General features: G+C 75.1%; 13 protein-coding genes. 6 read left to right on the top strand and 7 right to left on the bottom strand.

Annotated features, from left to right (window positions below; translation table 11 throughout):
* Position 1: 1 nt before the first annotated feature.
* From ACZ6W9_RS30295 to ACZ6W9_RS30280, 4 genes are all read right to left on the bottom strand, one after another.
* Positions 2 to 865 carry an FAD binding domain-containing protein gene (locus ACZ6W9_RS30295; protein WP_389960589.1) on the bottom strand — a complete coding sequence of 288 codons (864 nt, stop codon included), beginning with the start codon at positions 863 to 865 and terminating at the stop codon, positions 2 to 4.
* A gap of 82 nt (positions 866 to 947) precedes the next feature.
* The gene (locus tag ACZ6W9_RS30290; protein WP_389960586.1) at positions 948 to 2,333 is read right to left on the bottom strand and encodes a uracil-xanthine permease family protein; all 1,386 of its coding nucleotides are present in this window, start codon (positions 2,331 to 2,333) and stop codon (positions 948 to 950) included.
* Positions 2,334 to 2,536: 203 nt separating this feature from the next.
* The gene (locus ACZ6W9_RS30285; protein ID WP_362929706.1) at positions 2,537 to 2,755 is read right to left on the bottom strand and encodes an RNA-binding S4 domain-containing protein; all 219 of its coding nucleotides are present in this window, start codon (positions 2,753 to 2,755) and stop codon (positions 2,537 to 2,539) included.
* A 10-nt stretch (positions 2,756 to 2,765) separates the two neighbouring features.
* Positions 2,766 to 4,328, bottom strand: coding sequence for a PucR family transcriptional regulator (locus tag ACZ6W9_RS30280; protein WP_362929708.1), 1,563 nt, complete (start codon positions 4,326 to 4,328; stop codon positions 2,766 to 2,768).
* 246 nt (positions 4,329 to 4,574) lie between these two features.
* Here ACZ6W9_RS30280 and ACZ6W9_RS30275 point away from each other — a divergent pair, with 246 nt between their 5' ends.
* From ACZ6W9_RS30275 to ACZ6W9_RS30255, 5 genes are all read left to right on the top strand, one after another.
* Entirely contained in the window at positions 4,575 to 5,459 is an 885-nt protein-coding gene (locus tag ACZ6W9_RS30275; RefSeq protein ID WP_470120775.1) for an oxamate carbamoyltransferase subunit AllH family protein, read from the top strand.
* Entirely contained in the window at positions 5,456 to 7,012 is a 1,557-nt protein-coding gene (locus ACZ6W9_RS30270; protein WP_470120773.1) for an FdrA family protein, read from the top strand. The genes ACZ6W9_RS30275 and ACZ6W9_RS30270 overlap by 4 nt, the downstream gene beginning before the upstream one ends.
* Positions 7,013 to 7,097: 85 nt before the next feature.
* Positions 7,098 to 8,537, top strand: a complete 1,440-nt coding sequence (locus ACZ6W9_RS30265) for a YlbE family protein (RefSeq protein ID WP_389960580.1) — start codon at positions 7,098 to 7,100, stop codon at positions 8,535 to 8,537.
* Between the two features lie 225 nt (positions 8,538 to 8,762).
* Positions 8,763 to 11,024, top strand: a complete 2,262-nt coding sequence (locus ACZ6W9_RS30260; protein ID WP_389960578.1) for a serine/threonine-protein kinase — start codon at positions 8,763 to 8,765, stop codon at positions 11,022 to 11,024.
* A gap of 258 nt (positions 11,025 to 11,282) precedes the next feature.
* Entirely contained in the window at positions 11,283 to 12,623 is a 1,341-nt protein-coding gene (locus ACZ6W9_RS30255; protein WP_389960576.1) for an MFS transporter, read from the top strand.
* Between the two features lie 161 nt (positions 12,624 to 12,784).
* Here ACZ6W9_RS30255 and ACZ6W9_RS30250 read toward each other — a convergent pair whose 3' ends face one another.
* On the bottom strand, positions 12,785 to 14,527 hold the full coding sequence (locus ACZ6W9_RS30250; RefSeq protein ID WP_470120770.1) for a bifunctional 3'-5' exonuclease/DNA polymerase: 1,743 nt from the start codon (positions 14,525 to 14,527) through the stop codon (positions 12,785 to 12,787).
* A gap of 35 nt (positions 14,528 to 14,562) precedes the next feature.
* Positions 14,563 to 15,966 carry a metallophosphoesterase family protein gene (locus ACZ6W9_RS30245; protein ID WP_470120768.1) on the bottom strand — a complete coding sequence of 468 codons (1,404 nt, stop codon included), beginning with the start codon at positions 15,964 to 15,966 and terminating at the stop codon, positions 14,563 to 14,565.
* 166 nt (positions 15,967 to 16,132) lie between these two features.
* Between ACZ6W9_RS30245 and ACZ6W9_RS30240 the strand changes: the two genes are divergently transcribed.
* Positions 16,133 to 16,627 (top strand): MSMEG_6728 family protein, encoded by a 495-nt coding sequence (locus ACZ6W9_RS30240; RefSeq protein ID WP_470120766.1) that lies wholly within the window; start codon positions 16,133 to 16,135, stop codon positions 16,625 to 16,627.
* A 145-nt stretch (positions 16,628 to 16,772) separates the two neighbouring features.
* Here the strand turns inward: ACZ6W9_RS30240 and ACZ6W9_RS30235 are convergent, their stop codons facing one another.
* Complete coding sequence (locus ACZ6W9_RS30235; RefSeq protein WP_389960568.1) at positions 16,773 to 18,449, bottom strand: serine/threonine-protein kinase; 1,677 nt, start codon at positions 18,447 to 18,449, stop codon at positions 16,773 to 16,775.
* Positions 18,450 to 18,530 lie beyond the last annotated feature (81 nt).

Below are 18,530 nucleotides of genomic sequence, written 5' to 3'. Positions count from 1 at the left end.
CTCACCGCTCCTCACCGCTCGCCGCGGACAGCGCCGCCTCCCGCAGCGCCCGCTCGGCCAGGACGCCGGTCAGGTGCCGCCGGTAGCCGGCGCTCGCGTGGATGTCGTCCTCCGGCTCGGCCCGCTCCGCCACGGCCCGCGCCGCCGCCGCCCACCCGTCCGCGCGGGCGTGGCCGGTGACGTCCACCACGACCGGGACCGGGCCCGCGCTCACGCACGCCGCCCGGGCGGCGGTGACGCGCAGGCCGTCGTCCAGGCGGACCAGGGCCGCGACCCCGGCCAGGGCGTAGTCGCCGTGCCGCCGGGCCACCTCGTGGAAGGCGGTTCCGCAGCGCGGGCCGGACGCGGGGAAGAACGCCGAGACGGCCAGCTCGCCCGGCTCGGCGGCCGACTCCAGGGGGCCGGTGAAGAAACCGGCCGCCGGGACGTCGCGGACCGCGCCGGGCCGGGCCAGCCGTACCGAGCCGCCGAGGAGCGCCAGCACCGCGGGCAGCTCGGCGGCGGGGTCGGCGTGCACCAGGCTGCCGACGACCGTGCCCCGGTTGCGGATCACCGGGTGGGCGACCAGCCGCAGCGCCTGGCGCAGCAGCGGCTGGGCGGCGGCCGCCTCGGCCGAGCGCTCCACGCGGGCGTGCCGGGCCAGCGCGCCGACCCGTACGCCCCCCGGTTCGACCTCGACCGTGTCCAGCGCGGTGAGCCGGTTGACGTCGACGAGGTGGCCGGGGGCGGCCAGCCGCATGTTCAGCAGGGGGATCAGGCTCTGGCCTCCGGCGAGCACCTTGCCCTCCGGCCCGGCCGCGGCCAGGACCTCCATCGCCTCGGCGACGGAACGGGGGGCGTGGTATTCAAACGGAGGCGGCTTCATCCGGAGGTCTCCCGCGCCCGCGCGCCCGGCCCGGAACCGCCCGCGCCCGGCCGTCCGGGCCGGGACCCGCCGCGCCCGCCGGTCATCCCGACGTCTCCCGGGTCTGCCCGGCCTCCTCGGCGGGGACCTCCACGGCCCCGGTCTGCCGGGAGACGACCCGCAGCAGGTGGTAACCGCCCACGACGACGATGGTGCCGAAGGCGATGCCCTCCAGCGCGAAGTCGGAGCCGAACATCTGCTTGACCGGGCCGATGGCCAGGATGATGCCCGCCCCGATCGGGACCATGTTGACCGGGTTGGAGAAGTCGACGCGGTTCTCGATCCAGATCTTCGCGCCGAGCAGGCCGATCATGCCGTAGAGGATCACCGTGATGCCGCCCAGCACGCCGTTGGGGGTGGCCGCCACCAGCGCGCCGAACTTCGGGCACAGGCCGAAGAGGATCGCGATGGCGGCCGCGATGTAGTAGGCGGCCGTGGAGTAGACCCGGGTGGCGGCCATGACGCCGATGTTCTCGGCGTAGGTGGTGGTCGGGGAGCCGCCGAAGGCGGTGGCGACCGCTGTGGTGACGCCGTCGGCGGCGATCGCCCGGCCCAGGTAGGGGTCGACGTCGGTGCCGGTCATCTCGCCGACCGCCTTGACGTGGCCGACGTTCTCGGCGATCAGCGCGATCACCGCGGGCAGCACCAGCAGCGCGGCCGAGACCTTGATGTCGGGCAGGTGCATGTGCGGCAGGCCGATCCAGTCGGCGCTCGCCACCGCGTCGAGGTTCACCCGGGGATGGGTGTCGATCTTCCCGGTCCCGGCGTTGAAGGCGGTGATGTCGCCGAAGACGCGGTCGGCCGCCCAGGACAGCGCGAAGCCGATGACCAGCCCGAGGAGGATGCCGATCCGCCCGACGAACCCGCGGAACGCCACGATGATCACGAATGTGACGATCATGGTGATCAGCGCGAGCCACTGGTCGCTGGGCCAGTAGACGTCCGCGACGACGTAGGCCAGGCCGAACCCGATCAGCATGACGACGCCGCCGGTGACGACCGGCGGGAACACCCGGTTGATGATCTGCACGCCCACGAAGTGGATGGCCAGGCCCACCAGGGCCAGCACCAGGCCGACCAGCAGGATCGCCCCGGTGACCACCGCGTCCCCGGCCGGGGTGTCGCCGCCGTACAGCGCCCGGATGGCCAGCACGCCGCCCACGAACGAGGCGCTGGTGCCGAGGTAGCTGGGGATCTTCCCGCGCACGATGAGCAGGAACATGATCGTCGCCACGCCCGAGAACATGATGGCGACGTTGGGGTCGAGCCCCATGACGAGGGGGAAGACGAACGTGGCGCCGAACATCGCGATGACGTGCTGGGCCCCGAACCCGATCATCCGCGGCCACGACAGCCGCTCGTCCGGCCGTACCACCTCGCCCGGCGCGAGGTGTTTGCCGTCACCGTGCTTGGTCCAACCTGCAACCATCAAGCCCTGCCTTTCAACGGGCGGTCGGTCGGTGGCCGCCCCGTAGGCATCCCTCCCGAATCCCAAGCTGTTCGTTGCGGGCACCTTAGGCCCGTCCTGTCACTTCTCGCACTGGCACGAACTGCCGAAACCGATCATCCGAGTCGGCAGGCGGACCCCCGGCCGCCGGGCGGATCAGGTGGGTCTCGCGGGCCGTGACGACCTCACCGGGCGGCGATCACCCGGATCTCGAAACCCTCGCCGGCCACGACCTGACCCTCGCGGATCTTACGGGTCTTGCGGGTCTCGACCTCACCGTCGACCATGACGTTCCCCTCGGCGATGAAATGCTTGGCCTGGCCCCCGGTGTCGGTGACGGCGCAGTACTTCAGCAGGTCGCAGAGCGGGATGTAGTCGGTTTCCAGCTCGAAGGTCTCGTTCACCCTCCAGAGTCTAGATGCCGCGCATCCGCAGGACGTGCAGGGCCAGCGTGAGGTTCAGCCGCAGGTGGGCGTCCTCGGTGAAGCCCCCCAGCAGGCGTTCCAGCTTGCCGATGCGGTAACGCAGCGTGTTGTAGTGGAAGTGCAGCCTGCGGGCCGTCTCGGCGACGTTGAGGTTGGTCTCCAGCAGCACCTGCAGGGTCCGTCGCAGGTCGGCGTTCTCGGCGTCGTCGTCGGAGGCGAGCGGGCCGAGGGTCTCACGGACGAAGGCGTGCAGCTCGTCGGTGTCGCCGACCAGCGACAGCAGGCGGTAGACGCCGAGCTGGTCGAAATGGGCGACCGCTCCGGAACCGTGGAGCTGCCGGCCCACCCGGGCCGCCTTAAGCGCCTGGCCGTACGCGCCGGGCAGCCCCTCCACGGCCGGCGCGGTACGGCTGGCGCCGGTGGAGAAGGTCGCGGGCGCACACTCGGCGAAGGCCGCGGCGGCGTCCTTCGCCAGGCGCGCGACGTCGGCGGCGGCGTCCACGACGGCGACGACCTCGTGGGAGAAGCCCGCCACCGCGCCGCGCGGGTCGTGGCGGCGCACCGCCGCGGCCCAGCAGGCCGGCAGGCGGTCCTGGACGGCGCGCTCGTCGCCGCCGGGGTCGAGCTCGGCCACCAGCACGGTCACCGGGCGCTCCAGCTCCCAGCCGAAGGTCCGGGCGCGCGCCGCGACGCGGGCGGGGTCGCCGTCCCGGCCGGTCAGCACGTCGCGCAGGAAGTCGGCGCGGTACTTGCTCTCCACCGCGTTGACCGCCTCCTGCCGGGTCACGACCAGCGCGGCGACCGTGGCGGCACGTTCCAGGATTCCGACGTCGCTGTCGGCGATCGAGCCGACCGGCCCGCAGGCGACGATGCGGCCGTGATGGTGGCCGCCCGCGACGACGGGGACGGAGGTGCGGCTGCCCTCCGGGGCGCTGCGCAGCGCGGTCAGGTACTCGGCGGGCCCGGCGGCGGCGAGCGTGCGGTCGCCCCGGTCGAGCACGGCCACGGCCACCCCGAGCAGCCCGGCGACCTCCGCCGTCACCTCCCGCAGGCCGCCGCCGGCCAGCACGACCTGCACCAGCGCCCGGTGGGCCTCCTCGGCGCGGGCCAGCACCGCGGCCTGCCGGTTGAGGATGTCGGTGAGGACCTGGTTGAGGATGTCGTCGAACCCGACGCCGTCGGGGAGCCGGATCAGCGGGAACCCCAGCCGGTCGGCCTGCTCCACCATCTCCGCGGGCAGCCGGTCGAGGTAGCGGCCCGGCTTGACGGCGAGCGCCGCCAGGCCCCGCTCGTCGAGGTCGGCCACCAGCCGCCCGAGCGACTGGGGGGTGTTGCGCAGCGGGTAGCCCGTGGTGAGCAGCAGCTCGTGCGGTTTCACCCAGGCCAGGATGTCGGGTACCTCCATCACGTTGAGCCGCTGCACGATCCGGCCCAGCCCGCTCTCCCCGGCGATCAGCCGCGCCCCGGCCAGCGCGGAGACGCCCAGCACCTCGCCGACCGCGACACCGTGGATGATCGTTCCGGTGCTCGCCGGCCGCACGGGAGGTTCCATGCGCTGATTCTGACCGATGTGACCTCTGTCAGGAAGAGCCAACTCTCCGTCCGAGCATTGGCATCTTTACCCGTACGGCCCGGCTCACCTGCCGTTCTACGGTCGGCTCGACGAGGGGGACGGCCGGCGGGGAGGCGGGATGATCGTCACGGCACGCCCGAGGAGACCGCGACCGGCTCCGGCGTGGGCGGACGCGACATGAGCGTCACGGCACGCCCGAGGAGACCGCGGCCGTTCCCAGTGCGAGTGGACGCGACCGGCGCGGCGAGCGTGGCACTGCGGCCGGTGCTGGATCCGCCCCGGCGGCCCGCGCGGGTGCTGGCGGTGTTCCCCTCGGCGATCTATCTGGAGGTCCGCGCGGAGCTGGAGCCGCATGTGGTGGCGGTGACGACCGGCGCGGCGGTCCGGCTGCCCAACGCGCTGGTGACCGCCGGGGCGCTGCCGCAGGCCGCCGTGGGCGACGAGGCGTGGGTGGGCGACGGCGCGGTGGAGCTGGGACGGCTGCGCCTGCGGGTGCGGCGCTGGTGGGATCCGGCGCCGCCGCCGGAACGGGCCGGCCCGGCGAGGCTGGCCGCCGCGCTGCCGGTGCTGGCCGGGGTGTGCGACCGGTCGCCGCGGCGGCCGGGGCTGGAGGGCTCCGCCGCCGCCGGGCTGCTGGCCGCCGGGTGCGCGCGGGCCTCGCTGCTCGACTGCGTCACGGCCGCCGAGCAGCTCGTCGGGCTGGGTCCCGGGCTGACCCCGAGCGGCGACGACGTGCTCGCCGGGACGCTCGTGACGCTGCGTCACCTCGGAACGGCGTCCGGGACGCCCCGCGCCGTCTGGCTGGCCGACTGGCTGGGCGCCGCGGTCGCCTTCGACGCGCGCGACCGGACCACCGCGGTCTCGGCCACGCTGCTGCACTGCGCCACCAGGGGCCAGGCGTGCGCGGAGGTGCTGGCCGTCCTGCGGGGCGTGACCGGCGGGAGGTCCCCCGAGCCCGCGCTGGAGCGGCTGCTCGGGCTCGGCCACACCTCCGGGGCCGATCTCGCCTGGGGCCTGCGCATCGGCCTGGCCGCCGTCGTCGCGCTCTCCGGAAACCTCGCAGGAGATCTTGCAGGAGATCTCGCCCGGGACGGAGGGCGGGTCCGATGAGCGCCGATCTGGTCCGGGTGCGCGCGGGCGCCTACCACGACTCGGTCACCCTGATGCGGGTCAGCCGGACGGCCGCCGAGCTGCCCGGCGTCGAGGTCGCCCTGGTGGCGATGGCCACCGGCCTCAACCGCGGCGTCGCCGCCGACCTGGGTTTCGGCCTGCCCGAGGCCGGTCCCGGCGACCTGCTGGTCGCGCTGCGGGGTGAGGACCACGCCGCCCTGGATGCCGCCGCCGCCGAGCTGGACCGGCTGCTGGCCGGTCTCGCGAGCCGTACGGCGGGCGGCGGGGGTGGTGGCCCGGACGATCCCGGCGGGTTCGGCGGCGCGGCGGTGTACGCTCCGCGCACGGTCGGCGCCGCCGCCCGCGCCCTCGCCGCCGGCCCCGGCTCGGCGCTGGCCCTGGTCTCGGTGCCGGGGCCGTACGCCTTCGCCGAGGCGATGGACGCGATCGAGGCCGGCCTGCCGGTGATGATCTTCAGTGACAACGTGCCCGTCGAGCAGGAGGTGCTGCTCAAACGGCGGGCCGCCGAACGGGACGTGCTGGTCATGGGGCCCGACTGCGGCACCGCGGTGATCGGCGGGACCGGCCTGGGCTTCGCCAACGTGCTGCGGCCCGGCCCGGTCGGGATGGTCGCCGCCTCGGGCACCGGCGCGCAGCAGATCGCCTGCCTTCTGGACCTGGCGGGCGTGGGCGTGCGGCACGTGCTCGGCGTGGGCGGCCGGGACCTGTCGGCGGAGGTCGGCGGCCTGTCCACGCTCCGGGCCCTCGCCGAGCTCGACGCCGACCCGGCGACCGAGCTGATCGTCCTGGTCTCCAAGCCGCCGGCCCCGGAGGCGGCCCGGACGGTGCGGGACGCCGTCGCCGGGCTCGCCACGCCGGTCGTCAGCGCCCTGCTCGGCCCCGGCGGCGGCGACCTGACCGCGGCGGCCGAGAGCGCCCTGCGCGCACTCGGGGCGGCGGTCCCCGCCTGGCCCTCCTGGTCCTCCCGGCCCGACCTCGAACCGGCCCGCGGGGGAACCGGGAACGGCGGGGCGCCGGAACCGGGCGACGGGACGACCGTCTCGCCCGGAACAGACGGAACGGGTGGAACGAGCGGCCTGAACGGCCCCGGCGGACCGGCCCGCCGGGACGGCGCGACGCTGCACGGCCTGTACGCGGGGGGCACCCTGTGCGCCGAGGCCCGGCTGGTGGCCGGGACCGGGCGGTTCACCGACTTCGGCGACGACGCCTACACCCGCGGCCGGGCCCACCCGATGATCGACCCCACGCTGCGGCTGGAGGCCCTGGCCGGCGTGCCGGCGGGCGACGTCGCGCTCCTGGACGTGGTCCTCGGGCACGGCGCCGACCCCGACCCGGCGGAGCGGCTCGCCCCCGCCGTCGCCGCGGCCGTCGCCCGGGGGACGGCGACGGTGGTGGCGCTGGTCGGCGCCGAGGGCGACCCGCAGGGGCTGTCCCGGCAGGCCGAGGCGCTGCGTGCGGCCGGGGCGGCGGTGTTCGCCTCCAACGCGCAGGCGGCCCGGCACGCCGCGGACCTGACGGCGGGTGCCCGATGAGAACCCGCGGGCCCGGCGACCACCCGGTGGGAGCCCACCGGCCCGGTGACCGGCTCGCGAGCCGTTCCGCACGCGGAGGACGCCCATGACGACGCCACCGACACCGACGACGCCCGTGACGACGCCGCTGCTCTCCGGGGAGCTCCGCGTGATCACCGTCGGAGCCGAGCCGCTCGGCGAGGCGCTGGACGCGCAGGCCGTGCCGAGGGTCCGGGTGGACTGGCGCCCGCCGATGCCGGGCACCGGCGACGCCCTCGCCCGGGTGCTGGCCGACCCGCGCAGGACGAGGGCCAACGAGATGGCCGTCGGCCGCCTGGTCTCCGCCCGCCCCCACCTGGTCACCGTACGGCCGGCACGCGAGGCGCTGGACCTGCCGCCGGGCGTCTTCCTGCACGCCGGGCCGCCGATCACCTGGGAACGGGCCTCCGGGCCGATGCGCGGCGCGCTCGTCGGGGCGGCGCTGCTGGAGGGGCTGGCCGGCGACCCCGAGGAGGCCGGGAGGCTGCTGGCCGCCGGGCGCGTCCGGCTGGAGCCCTGCCACCGGCATCGGGCGGTGGGGCCGATGGCCGGGGTGGTCAGCCCGTCGATGTGGATGCTGGAGGTGCGCGACGCCGAGCACGGCGGCACCGCCTTCTGCTCGCTCAACGAGGGGCTCGGCAAGGTGCTGCGCTACGGCGCCTACGGCCCGGAGGTGCTGCGGCGGCTCACCTGGATGGGTGAGGTCCTGGGCCCGGTGCTGCGGGCCGCGCTGGAGCTGACCGGACCGCTGGACCTCGGGACGCTGATCGCCCAGGCCCTGCAGATGGGCGACGAGCTGCACAACCGCAACCGCGCCGCCACGTCGCTGCTGGTGCGCGAGCTGGCCGCGGCGATCGTGGACGCCGCGCCGGGCCGGGCGGCCGAGGTGCTGCGCTTCGTGCACGGCAACGACCACTTCTTCCTCAACGCCGGCATGGCGGCCTGCAAGGTGAGCGCCGACGCCGCCCGGGACGTGCCCGGATCCACCGTGGTCGTGGCGATGGCCCGCAACGGCACCGACTTCGGGATCCAGGTCTCCGGGCTGGGCGACCGCTGGTTCACCGGCCCGGCGGGCGTGCCGGACGGGCTGTACCTCGGCGCGTACGGCCCGGCCGACGCCAACCCCGACATCGGCGACTCCACCATCACCGAGACGGCCGGCCTGGGCGGCTTCGCGATGGCCGCGGCCCCGGCGATCGTCAGGTTCGTCGGCGGCGACGTGCCGGACGCGATGCGGGCCACCCGGTCCATGTACGAGATCACCCTCGCCGAGCACCCCGTCCACCGGATCCCCGTCCTCGGCTTCCGCGGCACGCCGGTGGGCGTCGACGTCACCCTGGTCGCCCGGACGGGGCTGCTGCCCGCGGTCAACACCGGCATCGCGGGCCGGGTCGCGGGCACCGGACAGGTGGGCGCCGGCCTGGTGAGCCCGCCCGCGTCGGCCTTCACAACGGCCCTGACAGCCCTCGCCGAGGCGGCCGGGCCAGGCGGCGGCGCGGGAGACTGATCTCAGGGGCCGGGAACGCGGCGGCCGGACCCGCGGGCCGCCCCGGGCCGCGGCGCGTCGTACGACGTCAGCCCGACCGTGCCGGAGGCGGCGTGCCGCAGCGGACGATCACCGGGCGATGCCACCTGCGAATGGTTTCCCAAACATCAACTTCCATTACTGAATGTAAGACTTATATTGTGTCCAGCCTCATAAATCAGGCTGCCTCCGGGGGGACTGGATACGATGACCGATCGCTTGACCGGTGACGCCCCTGCCGGACCGGACGGCGGCCCTGTCCCGCCGGGCGCGGCCCCGGGACCCGACAGGCTGATCGGCAGGCGCTACCGGCTGGTGTCACCGGTGGGCCGCGGCGGCCTGGGCCGGGTGTGGCACGCCTACGACGTGCTCCTCGACCGCGACGTCGCGGTCAAGGAGCTGATCCTGCCCCCGGGCCTCGATCCCGCGGGCGCGCGGGCCGCCCACCGGCGCATGATCCGCGAGGCCCGTTCGGCGGCCCGGCTCAACCACCCGGGCATCGCCGCCGTCCACGACGTCGCCGAGGAGGACGGCCGCCCCTGGATCGTGATGGAGCTGGTCCGCGGCTGGTCCCTGGAGCAGGCCGTACGGCAGGGCGGGCCGCTTCCGGTGGCGCAGGCCGCCGAGATCGGCGTCCGGGTCCTCGACGCGCTGCGCCAGGCCCACGCCGCCGGGATCCTGCACCGCGACGTCAAGCCCGGCAACGTGCTGCTGACCGCCGACCGGGTGGTGCTCACCGACTTCGGCCTCGCCGCGCTGGAGGACGACGGCGGCGCCCCGCTGGCCGGCCTGCTGGTGGGCTCGCCCGCCTACGTCCCGCCGGAGCGCCTGACCGGCCGGGCGGCCACCCCCGCCGCCGACCTGTGGGCGTTCGGCGCCACGCTGTACACCGCGGTCGAGGGCCGCCCCCCGTACGAGGGGCCCGACGCGATGACGGTGCTCAACGAGATCCTCTCCGGCGAACCCGCCCGGCCGGTGCGGGCCGGTTCGCTGACCCCGGTCCTGGAGGGGCTGCTGCGCAGGGATCCCGACGGCCGGATGACCGCCGCCGAAGCGGCCCGCCTGCTGGAGCGGGCGCTGCCCGTCCCGTCCGGCCCACCCGCCCCGTCCGATCCCCCCGGCTCGTCCGGTCTGCCCGGTCTGCCCGGTCTGCCGGGCCGCGACGCCGAGCCGTCCGGCCACGGCGCCGCGCGGGCGCCGCTGCCCGCCCCCACCCCGCAGGATCCCTTCCCCGCCTCCCCCTCGCCCTCCGCCCAGGACCCCTTCCGCGCGGCTCCCGGGCAGGCGTCCTTCCCCTCCCACTCCTCCCAGGACCCCTTCCCCGCCTCCTCCCGGCAGGCGCCCCCCGCGCAGGACCCCTTCTCCACCTCCTCTGAGCGGCTTACCGCCTTCGGCTCCCAGCCGTCCTTCCCCCCCGACGTCCCGGCGGTCCGCCCCGCGTCCTCGCGGACCCCCTCACCCGGGCCGATGCCGTCGCGGATCATCGAGACCCCCTCCGGCCCGGTACGGGTGCCCTACGACCCGCAGGCCGCGTCCGGCGCCGAGACCGCCCCCTTCCCGGGCCCGCCGTCCGACGGCCCCGGAGGCCCTCCGGCCGGGATGCGCGGCTACGACGCGCTGCGCAGCTCCTCCGCCGACTTCTCCTCCCCCTTCTTCGGCGACCCCCCGCCCGACGCCCCCGCCGGTACGGCCGGCGCCTCCCCGCGGCCGTCCGGGGGGAACGCTCCAGCGGTCCGCGGGGCCGCCGGAGCGTCCCCGCGCGGCCGGCGGCACGCGGCGCCGGAGGACCCCGACCCCCTCGGCGTACGGCGGAACGGCCGATCCGGCGGCCGCCTCACACCGCGCACGCTGGCCGCGGGCGGGGCCGTGGCGCTGCTTCTGGTGATCGTCGCGCTGGTCCTGCTGCTGCCCCGCTCATCCGATGCCCCGGAGTCTCCGGCCACCACCGCGGGCCCCGGCGCCTCCGCCGCCGTCTCGACGCCCGCCGACCCCGGTGACACCGCCGACCCCGCGGCCCCGGACCGGCCGCGGACCGAGGTCCCCGACGGATACCGGCGGCTCAGCGAGGCCGGCGTCGCGGCGGCGCTGCCCAAGGGCTGGACCGCCAAGCCGGGTGACGACGGCGGCGCCGTGTTCACCGGCCCCCGGGACAGCGGGCGGAGCGTCACCGTCACCCCCGTCCCGGTGCTCGACCCGATGACCGCGCTGCGCCGCGCCGACCGCAACGGCCTGGACGAGTACACCGAGATCGGACTCTCCCGGGCCCCCTACCGCGACTGGAAGGCCGCCGACCTGGAGTACACCTACGCGGTGTCCGGCGGCGCCGTCCCCATGCACGGGCTCACCCGATACGTCGCGGTGGACGACGCGACCGCCTACCGGATCACGTTCGCCGTGCAGGACCTCGACTGGGGGAAGAGCTCGGCGTTCCGGCAGGTCTTCCTCGACACCTTCACCCCGAACGCCTGACCGCCCGGCCACCCGCCCCGTCGTCCCGCCCGTTCATCCGCCTCGTCGGCCGTCACCGGCCGCGTCCCGCACGCCCGCCGCCCCGCCGCCCGCGTCCCGGTTCCCGGGCGGGCGTCCGGGCCCGCGAGCCTCGGGAGACCGGAATATCGCTTCAGATGGAGTCATGAGTGATGGCAGACTTCACGCGTGACACGCACCCCCTCCCCCACCCCCGAAAAAGACGCCGTTCCCCTTGAAAGCCCTGCCGACCTAGCGGCGGTGCAGCGGCGGACCCTCGTGGTGCTGTCCGCCGCGCAGATCACCGGCGGGATCGGGGTCGCCGTCGGCACGGCCCTCAGCTCGCTGCTGGTCGCCAAGCTGTCCGGCTCCGTGGCGCTCAGCGGCCTCGCCGGGACCTCCACCGTGCTCGGCGCCGCGCTGCTGGCCCTGCCCACCGCGGGCGCCGCGAGCCGCGGCGGGCGGCGGGCCGGGCTGACCCTGGCCTACGCCTGCGCCGTGCTCGGCTGCCTGGTCGCGCTGCTCGGCATCGCCACCCGCGTGTGGCCCATCCTCCTCGTCGGCCTGACGCTGTTCGGCGGCGGCAGCGCGGGCAACCTCGCCTCCCGCTACTCCGCGACCGACCTGTCGGCCCCCGGCCACTCCGCCCGGCACCTGGCGTGGGTCGTCTGGGCGGCCACGATCGGATCGGTCACCGGCCCCAACCTGGCCGAACCCGCCGAACGCCTCGGCCGCCGGATCGGCCTGGCCCCCGACGCCGGCCCCTTCGCGCTCTCCCTGCTGGCGTTCGCGATCGCCCTGGCCGTCGTACTGGTGGCGCTGCGGCCCGACCCGCTGCTGCTGGCCCGCACGATCTCCCCCGGCTCCCCCGGCTCCCCGGTCTCTCCGGACTCCCCGGTCCCTCCCAGCCCTGTTCCCGGCTCCCCGGTCTCTCCGGGCTCCTCGGCTCCGGCCTCTTCGGCCTCCCCCGCCGCACCCGGGACCACCCCGGCCGGCGCCCGGGGCCGGGGCGGCCTGCGCGCCGGCTGGCGGGCCCTGCGCGAGAGCCCCGCCGCCTCCCGGGCACTGGTGGCGATCGCGATCGCCCACACCGCGATGGTGTCGGTCATGTCCATGACCCCGGTCCACCTCGACCACGACGGCGCCGGCTACCGCACCATCGGCCTCGTGCTCAGCGTGCACATCGCCGGGATGTTCGTCCTGTCGCCGGTCGTCGGCTGGCTGGCCGACCGGATCGGCCGGACCCGCGTACTCGTCCTCGGCATGGGCATCCTCCTGGCCGCCGCCCTCCTCTCGGGCGGAGCCGGGCCGCACGACATCGGCCAGGTGACCGTCGGCCTCGGCCTGCTCGGCATCGGCTGGTCCTGCGGCCTGATCGCGGGCTCGGCGATGCTCACCGAGGCCGTGCCGCTGGAACGCCGCCCCGCCGTACAGGGCCTGTCGGACCTGCTGATGAACGTCTGCGGCGCGGGCGGCACGATCATCGCCGGACTGATCGTGAGCGGCCTGTCCTACGGCACCCTCGGCACGGCCGTGGCCGTCATGGTGACCGTCACCGCCGCCTGGCTGGCCCTCACCAGCCGCCCGTCACGCACCGCCTGACCTCCCGGCCCGCCGTACGGGCACCGGCCCTCGGCATCCGCGCGGCGCCGCGCCGCCGGCCGGACCCGTGGAGCACCGTGAGACCTCCCGGACCGCCGGCCGGAGCACCGCCCCCGGACCCCTGAGCCGCCGCACCGGCCCTCGCGGCGCCGCGCCCCTCGTCATTTGGCCTCGGCGTAGCAGCGCACCGCGGCCGCCTGCATCGGGAAACGCACCGGCGTCGCGCCGAACAGCAGGCGCGACGCCTCCCCGGCCGCCCGGCCCACCGCCGCCACCACCTCATCGGCCAGCTCGGCCGGGCAGTGCACCATCACCTCGTCGTGCTGGAAGAACACCAGCCGCGCCGGATCCGGCAGCAACCCGCGCAGCACCGCCAGCAGCGACAGCGCCCACTCCGCCGCCGTCGCCTGGACCACGAAGTTACGGGTGAACCGCCCCCGGTCACGCGCCGCACGCCTGCCCTCCGGACCCGAGACCAGCTCCCGCCACCGCGCCGACGGCGGCGGACAGGTACGGCCGAGCCACGACCGCACCAGCCGACCCTCCTCGCCGCTGCGCGCCGCCTCCTCCACGAACCGGTACGCCTGGGGGAAGCGCTGCCGCATCACGGCCAGCAGTTTGGGGGCGTCACCGCTGGTCCCGCCGTACATGGCCGACAACAGGGCGATCTTCGCGTGGGCCCGGTCACCGCCGAACGCCCCCGACAGCGCCTGGTACAGGTCGGCCTCCCCGGCCGCCCGCGCCAGCCCGCCGTCCCCCGCCATCGCGGCCAGCACCCGCGGCTCAAGCTGCGCCGCGTCGGCCACCACCAGCACCCACCCCTCGTCGGCCACCACCACCCGGCGCATCACCTTGGGGATCTGCAACGCCCCGCCGCCACTGGTGGCCCACCGGCCCGACACGACCCCGCCGACGACGTACTCAGGCCGGAAACGGTCACCGCGCACCCACTGGTCGGCCCACGCCCAGCCGTGGAAGCTGTGGAGCCGCGCCAGCTCCTTGTAGGCCAGCAGGGGCTCGACCCCCGGATGGTCGACCTTCCTGATCTCGTGGGCCCGGGTGGACGCCACCGGCACCCCCGCCGCCTTGAAGGCCCGGACGATCTGCTGCGGGGAGTCCGGGTTGAACGGCGTGCCGAACGCCGCCGACACCCGATCCGCCAGCGCCTGCAGCTTCGCCGGGCGCATGCCGTGCACCGGGCGCGGGCCGAGCAGCTCGGTCAGCAGCGCGTCGTGCACGTCACGCCGCCAGGGCATGCCCTCGCGGCTCATCTCCTCGGCGACCAGCGCCCCGGCCGACTCGGCCGCCACCAGCAACCGGAACCGGTGCGGGTCGGCGGTGGCCTCGATCCGCCGGAGCTGGTCGGCGAGGACCTCCGCCACCGGACCGGCGTCCGGCGGGGGCGGCTCCTCCTCGAACAGAGCGGCCTGACGCGCCCGCTCCCCACCGGGCGCGTGGTGGTCGTCGCCGGGCACCGGCAGACCGTGCAACCGGGCGTACGCCGCCGCGGCCGACCGCGGCTCGCCGTAGCGCCCCTCGTATCCCAGCAGCAGGCCCTCGGTCAGCGCCAGGTCATGACAGCGGCCCACCCGTGCCCCGGCGCCGAGCAGGGCGGGATAGACCGCGCGGGTGTCGGCCCAGACCCAGCGCGGACGCCCGCCCACCGGCCCGGCCACCGTGCCCGCAGCCGCCTCCCGACCGGCGCCGGACCCTCGAACGGCCCCCGCGCCGGACCCCGGAACGGCCCGCGCACCGAGCCCCGGCGCGCTCGTACCGGGCCCCGCCCCGGACCCCGTCTCAAGCTCCCGCACGGCCGCCGCCAGATCCGCGACGGCCCGCGCCTCACCCCCCGCGGGCAGCAGGACGCCCCCGCCCCCCGGACCGGCCGCCACTGCCACGTACATGAGGCCAGCCTGCCACGCCGCCCCGACACTTCCGCTCAGACGAGCGGTATCACCACCTCGTCCTCGAGCGGGGGTTCGAGTTCCTGCTCCAGACAGCCCGTCGCCGCGAAGCACCGGATCGTCAGCGCCTCCGGAGTCACCGAGACGTGCAGGAAGCTCTTGAAGAACGGCGGCGTGTCCCAGTCCGACAACTCCGACAGATAACGGTGGAACGTCCGACCCACCGGCAGCCGGAACGGCATCGGCAGACCCCCGAGGATCCGCGCCGCCCACCTCATCCGCGCCGTGACGGGCACGGAGGCAGCCCCCCGGACCGGGGTGACGCCGATCCGCTCCGACATCACCGCCGCGCTCTCGGCCGGCGTGAGGTAGAGCCGGCGCATCCGCAGCCGGTCGCTGTAGAGCCTGCTGTAGAACGACAGCGAGTCACCGCGCAGCGGATAGCAGCGGTAGTCGTCCTCGCTGACACCGCCGACCGTGACCCTGGGGATCGTGTGGGTGGCGTGCATGAACGCCCCGGAACCCCCGGCCACGATGTACTGGATCGTCCGCCCGCCCCTCTTCACCGGGAACCGCTGGTAGTTGTGCACGTCCCCGCCGATCACGGCGACGTAGCCGTGCGCGGGGTCGGCGACGATGTCGTCGATCGTGCCGCCCCCCTCCAGCGCCGACGGCAGGTACTCGTTCCGGACGTAGACGGGCTTGCCGGTGACCAGCATCTTGGGCCGCGGATCCCGCGAGACCTCGCGCAGCCACCGCGTCTGCCCGGCGTCCAGCGCGCCGCGGATCCCGGTGTCCACCCCCACGACGAGCAGCGAGGGCGTCTCCAGCACCCAGTACGGCCCCGGCTGCACGGCCCGCTGCCCGGGCTCGGACCGTCGCCCGCGCGCCCGCTCCAGCGCCGCCTCGTCGATCACGTCCGGCTCACGCCACAGCAGACCCCGCAACCCCGGCGGCGACAGCCGGAAACCCCGCCGCTCGGCCTTCAGCGCCGGGGCCTCACAGAAGACGCGCATGAAACCGCCGAGCCCGTCGTACCAGTCGTGGTTGCCGGGGACCGCGTAGATCGGAGCAGGATAGTCCTGGTACGGGCGGAAGAACTTGACGTCGTAGTCGTTGCCCGACCCGGCGGGATAGATCACGTCACTGGCGATGACGGCGAAGGCGGTGTCCCGCCCGATCTTCAGCATCCCCGGGACGACCGCGTACTGCGAGGCGTCCCCCTCCCCCGTGTCCCCCAGGACCAGGAAGGAGAACTCCGGGCCGACGTCCACCGGGATCCGCATCCCCGGGTCCGCGCCCCGCTCCCGCTGGGCCGCCACCCAGCGCGCGCGCACCTCGCCGGACGGATCCCCGAACAGGATCGCCAGGACCTCGTTCCTCGACCGCCACAGCGTGCGCGGGTTCAGCCAGGAGAAGCTCGCTCGGCCGGGGAGCATGTCCTGGAACGTACCCGTCCGGGCGCATGACCAGCCCGCCCCCTCCTCCGACACCCGGGAGGAACCGTCACGCCCGCGACTCGCGGCCCGACCGATATCAACCATGACCATATCTTGGCGTTGATCTCGGACAGGTGCAGCGATACCGGGGTACGGAAGACCTTCGATGCAGACCTTCCTTCCCTATCCCGACTTCGCCGCCACCGCCCGGGTCCTCGACCCCCGGCGGCTCGGCAAGCAGCGCGTGGAGACCATCCAGGTGCTGCGCGCCCTGACCGTCCCGGGGTACGGCTGGCGCCACCACCCCGCGGCGCGGATGTGGACCGGGTACGAGGAGGCACTCGTCAGGTACGGGCTGGAGATCTGCGAGCGATGGCGCGCCGGAGGCCGGGCCGACACCTGCGCGGACACGCTGACGCGGGAGATGTCCGGCCTCCTCGGCGTCGCAACGCCCCGCCCCCAGGCGGAACTCGCCGCCGCCGACGAGCTGCCGCCCTGGCTGGGCGACCCGGAGCTGCACCTCAGCCACCGGTCGGCGCTGCTGCGCAAGTCCCCGGAGTTCTACCGCCCGGTCTTCGGCGACGACTTCGGTGACGACTCGAACGACCTGCCGTACGTCTGGCCGCTCTCCGACCGGCCGTCACGGCTGTATCCCGCGTGACGAGCCCTCGCCTTTACAAAGTAGATTTTTCGGACATGTCCGTTTCGCTGGGCGGGACCCCGAACAGGACCGCCAAACCCTCGTCCCGATCCGCCGCGCACTCGCGACCAGGTGTTCGCGCCGGTCTCGGGTCGGCGCACCCGGTTCAGGGCAGCGAGCCGATCTCGAAGTCGTCGAAGTAGGTCCGGGTCTCCTGGTCGTCCCCGGGCAGCTTTGCCACGCTGAGCCCGAACCGGGGTTTGCCCGTGGCCCCGCCCGCGTCCTCGTCCACGGCCTCGACCACGAGGTGGTCGTCGATCCAGAGCGCCAGGCGCACCTCGTCCCCGTTCCGGGAGCACTCGGCCCGGAGCGTCGCCTTCTTCTTGGAGAAGGCGGGCGCGAGGACGTCGGGCGTCATGTCCCACCCGGTCGCCTGGGTGGTCTTGTGGATCCTCGCGCGCCCGTCCGGACGGACCTCCAGGGTGTAGTAGTGAGCGTGATCGTCGTCGGGCTTGTAGTCACAGTAGATCCCGGTCCACGCCTTGCTGGGCCTTCCACTCTCGATGTCGACCCGGACGGTGACCAACGCGTGTTCGACGGGCTCCGCGTTGATGGGCGCCTCGACCATGTGGGAGTCGTTGGAGATGTCGGTGACCATCGTGTAGCGGCCGTCCCCGGTGTAACCACGGGAGGTGTCCGTTCGGGTTCCGTCGTTGAACCAGCCCGATTTGTCGTTGCCGAAGTCGTCCCGGTACAGCACACCGGTGGGCTCAGGCGGAGCCGGAGGGAGGGTGCGGGCCCAGAGCACCCCGGCCGCCGCCAGCAGGAGTACCCCGGCCGCCGCGCCGCCCACGACCGCCGGGCGCCGCCACGGTGCCGGAGCCCGGCCGGTTCCGCGCTCCTCACGCTCCCCCGGCTCCCCCGGCTCTCCGGGCTCGCTCCCCCGGACGGTCGGCGCGAGGAGGCCGGGGAGGTTCAGCCGCAGGGTGCCGGCCACCTTGGCGGTGTCCTCCGCGTCGTTCTGCCCGACCAGCTCCGACAGCAGTTCCTTGGCGGTCGGCCGGGAGGCCGGGTTCTTGTCGAGCGCCGCCTCGACCAGGCCGCGCAGCCCGTCGTCGATCCCGCCGAGGTCCGGGGTGTGGTTCAGGACGCGGTAGGGGATCTCGTGGACGCTCCCGGCGGCGAAGGGCGAGCGGCCCGTCGCGGCGGCGGCCACCACGCACCCCCAGGCGAAGACGTCCGCCGGCGGACCCGCCGACTGCCCGGCGAACCGCTCCGGGGCCATGTAGGCGGGGGTGCCGATGAGCTGGTTCGTCGCGGTGTGCCCGTCACCCGTGTCCAGGGCGCGGGCGATACCGAAGTCGATCACCCTGGGCCCCAGCGGGGACAGCAGCACGTTGGCGGGCTTGAGGTCGCGGTGCACGACCCCCGCGCCGTGGATCGCGGTCAGGGCGGTCGCCACCCCGACGGCCAGCGCCTCCAGGTCGGATCCGCGCAGCAGCGCCTCCCGGCGCAGCACGCGTTCGAGGTCGGGTCCGGCGACGTACTCGGTCACCAGCCAGAGCGGATCCCCGTCCAGCCGCGCGTCCAGGACCGGCGCGGTGCAGAACCGGCTGACCCTCCGGGCCGCGGCCACCTCGTTGCGGAACCGCGCCACGAACTCCGGATCGGCGGCCAGGACCGGGTTGATCACCTTGATCGCCACCGGCCCGGACGCGCTCTCCCCGAAGTAGACGGTCCCCATGCCCCCTCGGCCCAGGCGCCCGGCGACGCGGTAGGGGCCGAGCACGGTCGGATCGGAGGGTTCGAGACCGAGCACGGGAGGCGGACCGTAAGCCGTCACGGCAGACGATCATAGATCGGCCCGTTCGGCGGAGGGGGACATTTCCCTGGAAAATACGGGGAAGTCCGAACCGGCCGGCGC

The sequence above is a fragment of the Streptosporangium sp. NPDC053982 genome (genome assembly GCF_055585205.1).
This window is presented reverse-complemented; position numbering and strand designations above follow the sequence as displayed.

Excerpts from the sequence above, each read along its gene's own strand:
- ACZ6W9_RS30250 (WP_470120770.1), bottom strand. The coding sequence starts at position 14,527 with ATGTACGTGGCAGTGGCGGCCGGTCCGGGGGGCGGGGGCGTCCTGCTG.
- ACZ6W9_RS30245 (WP_470120768.1), bottom strand. The coding sequence starts at position 15,966 with ATGCTCCCCGGCCGAGCGAGCTTCTCCTGGCTGAACCCGCGCACGCTG.
- ACZ6W9_RS30265 (WP_389960580.1), top strand. The coding sequence starts at position 7,098 with ATGACGACGCCACCGACACCGACGACGCCCGTGACGACGCCGCTGCTC.
- ACZ6W9_RS30295 (WP_389960589.1), bottom strand. The coding sequence starts at position 865 with ATGAAGCCGCCTCCGTTTGAATACCACGCCCCCCGTTCCGTCGCCGAG.
- ACZ6W9_RS30240 (WP_470120766.1), top strand. The coding sequence starts at position 16,133 with ATGCAGACCTTCCTTCCCTATCCCGACTTCGCCGCCACCGCCCGGGTC.
- ACZ6W9_RS30270 (WP_470120773.1), top strand. The coding sequence starts at position 5,456 with ATGAGCGCCGATCTGGTCCGGGTGCGCGCGGGCGCCTACCACGACTCG.
- ACZ6W9_RS30280 (WP_362929708.1), bottom strand. The coding sequence starts at position 4,328 with ATGGAACCTCCCGTGCGGCCGGCGAGCACCGGAACGATCATCCACGGT.
- ACZ6W9_RS30260 (WP_389960578.1), top strand. The coding sequence starts at position 8,763 with ATGACCGATCGCTTGACCGGTGACGCCCCTGCCGGACCGGACGGCGGC.
- ACZ6W9_RS30290 (WP_389960586.1), bottom strand. The coding sequence starts at position 2,333 with ATGGTTGCAGGTTGGACCAAGCACGGTGACGGCAAACACCTCGCGCCG.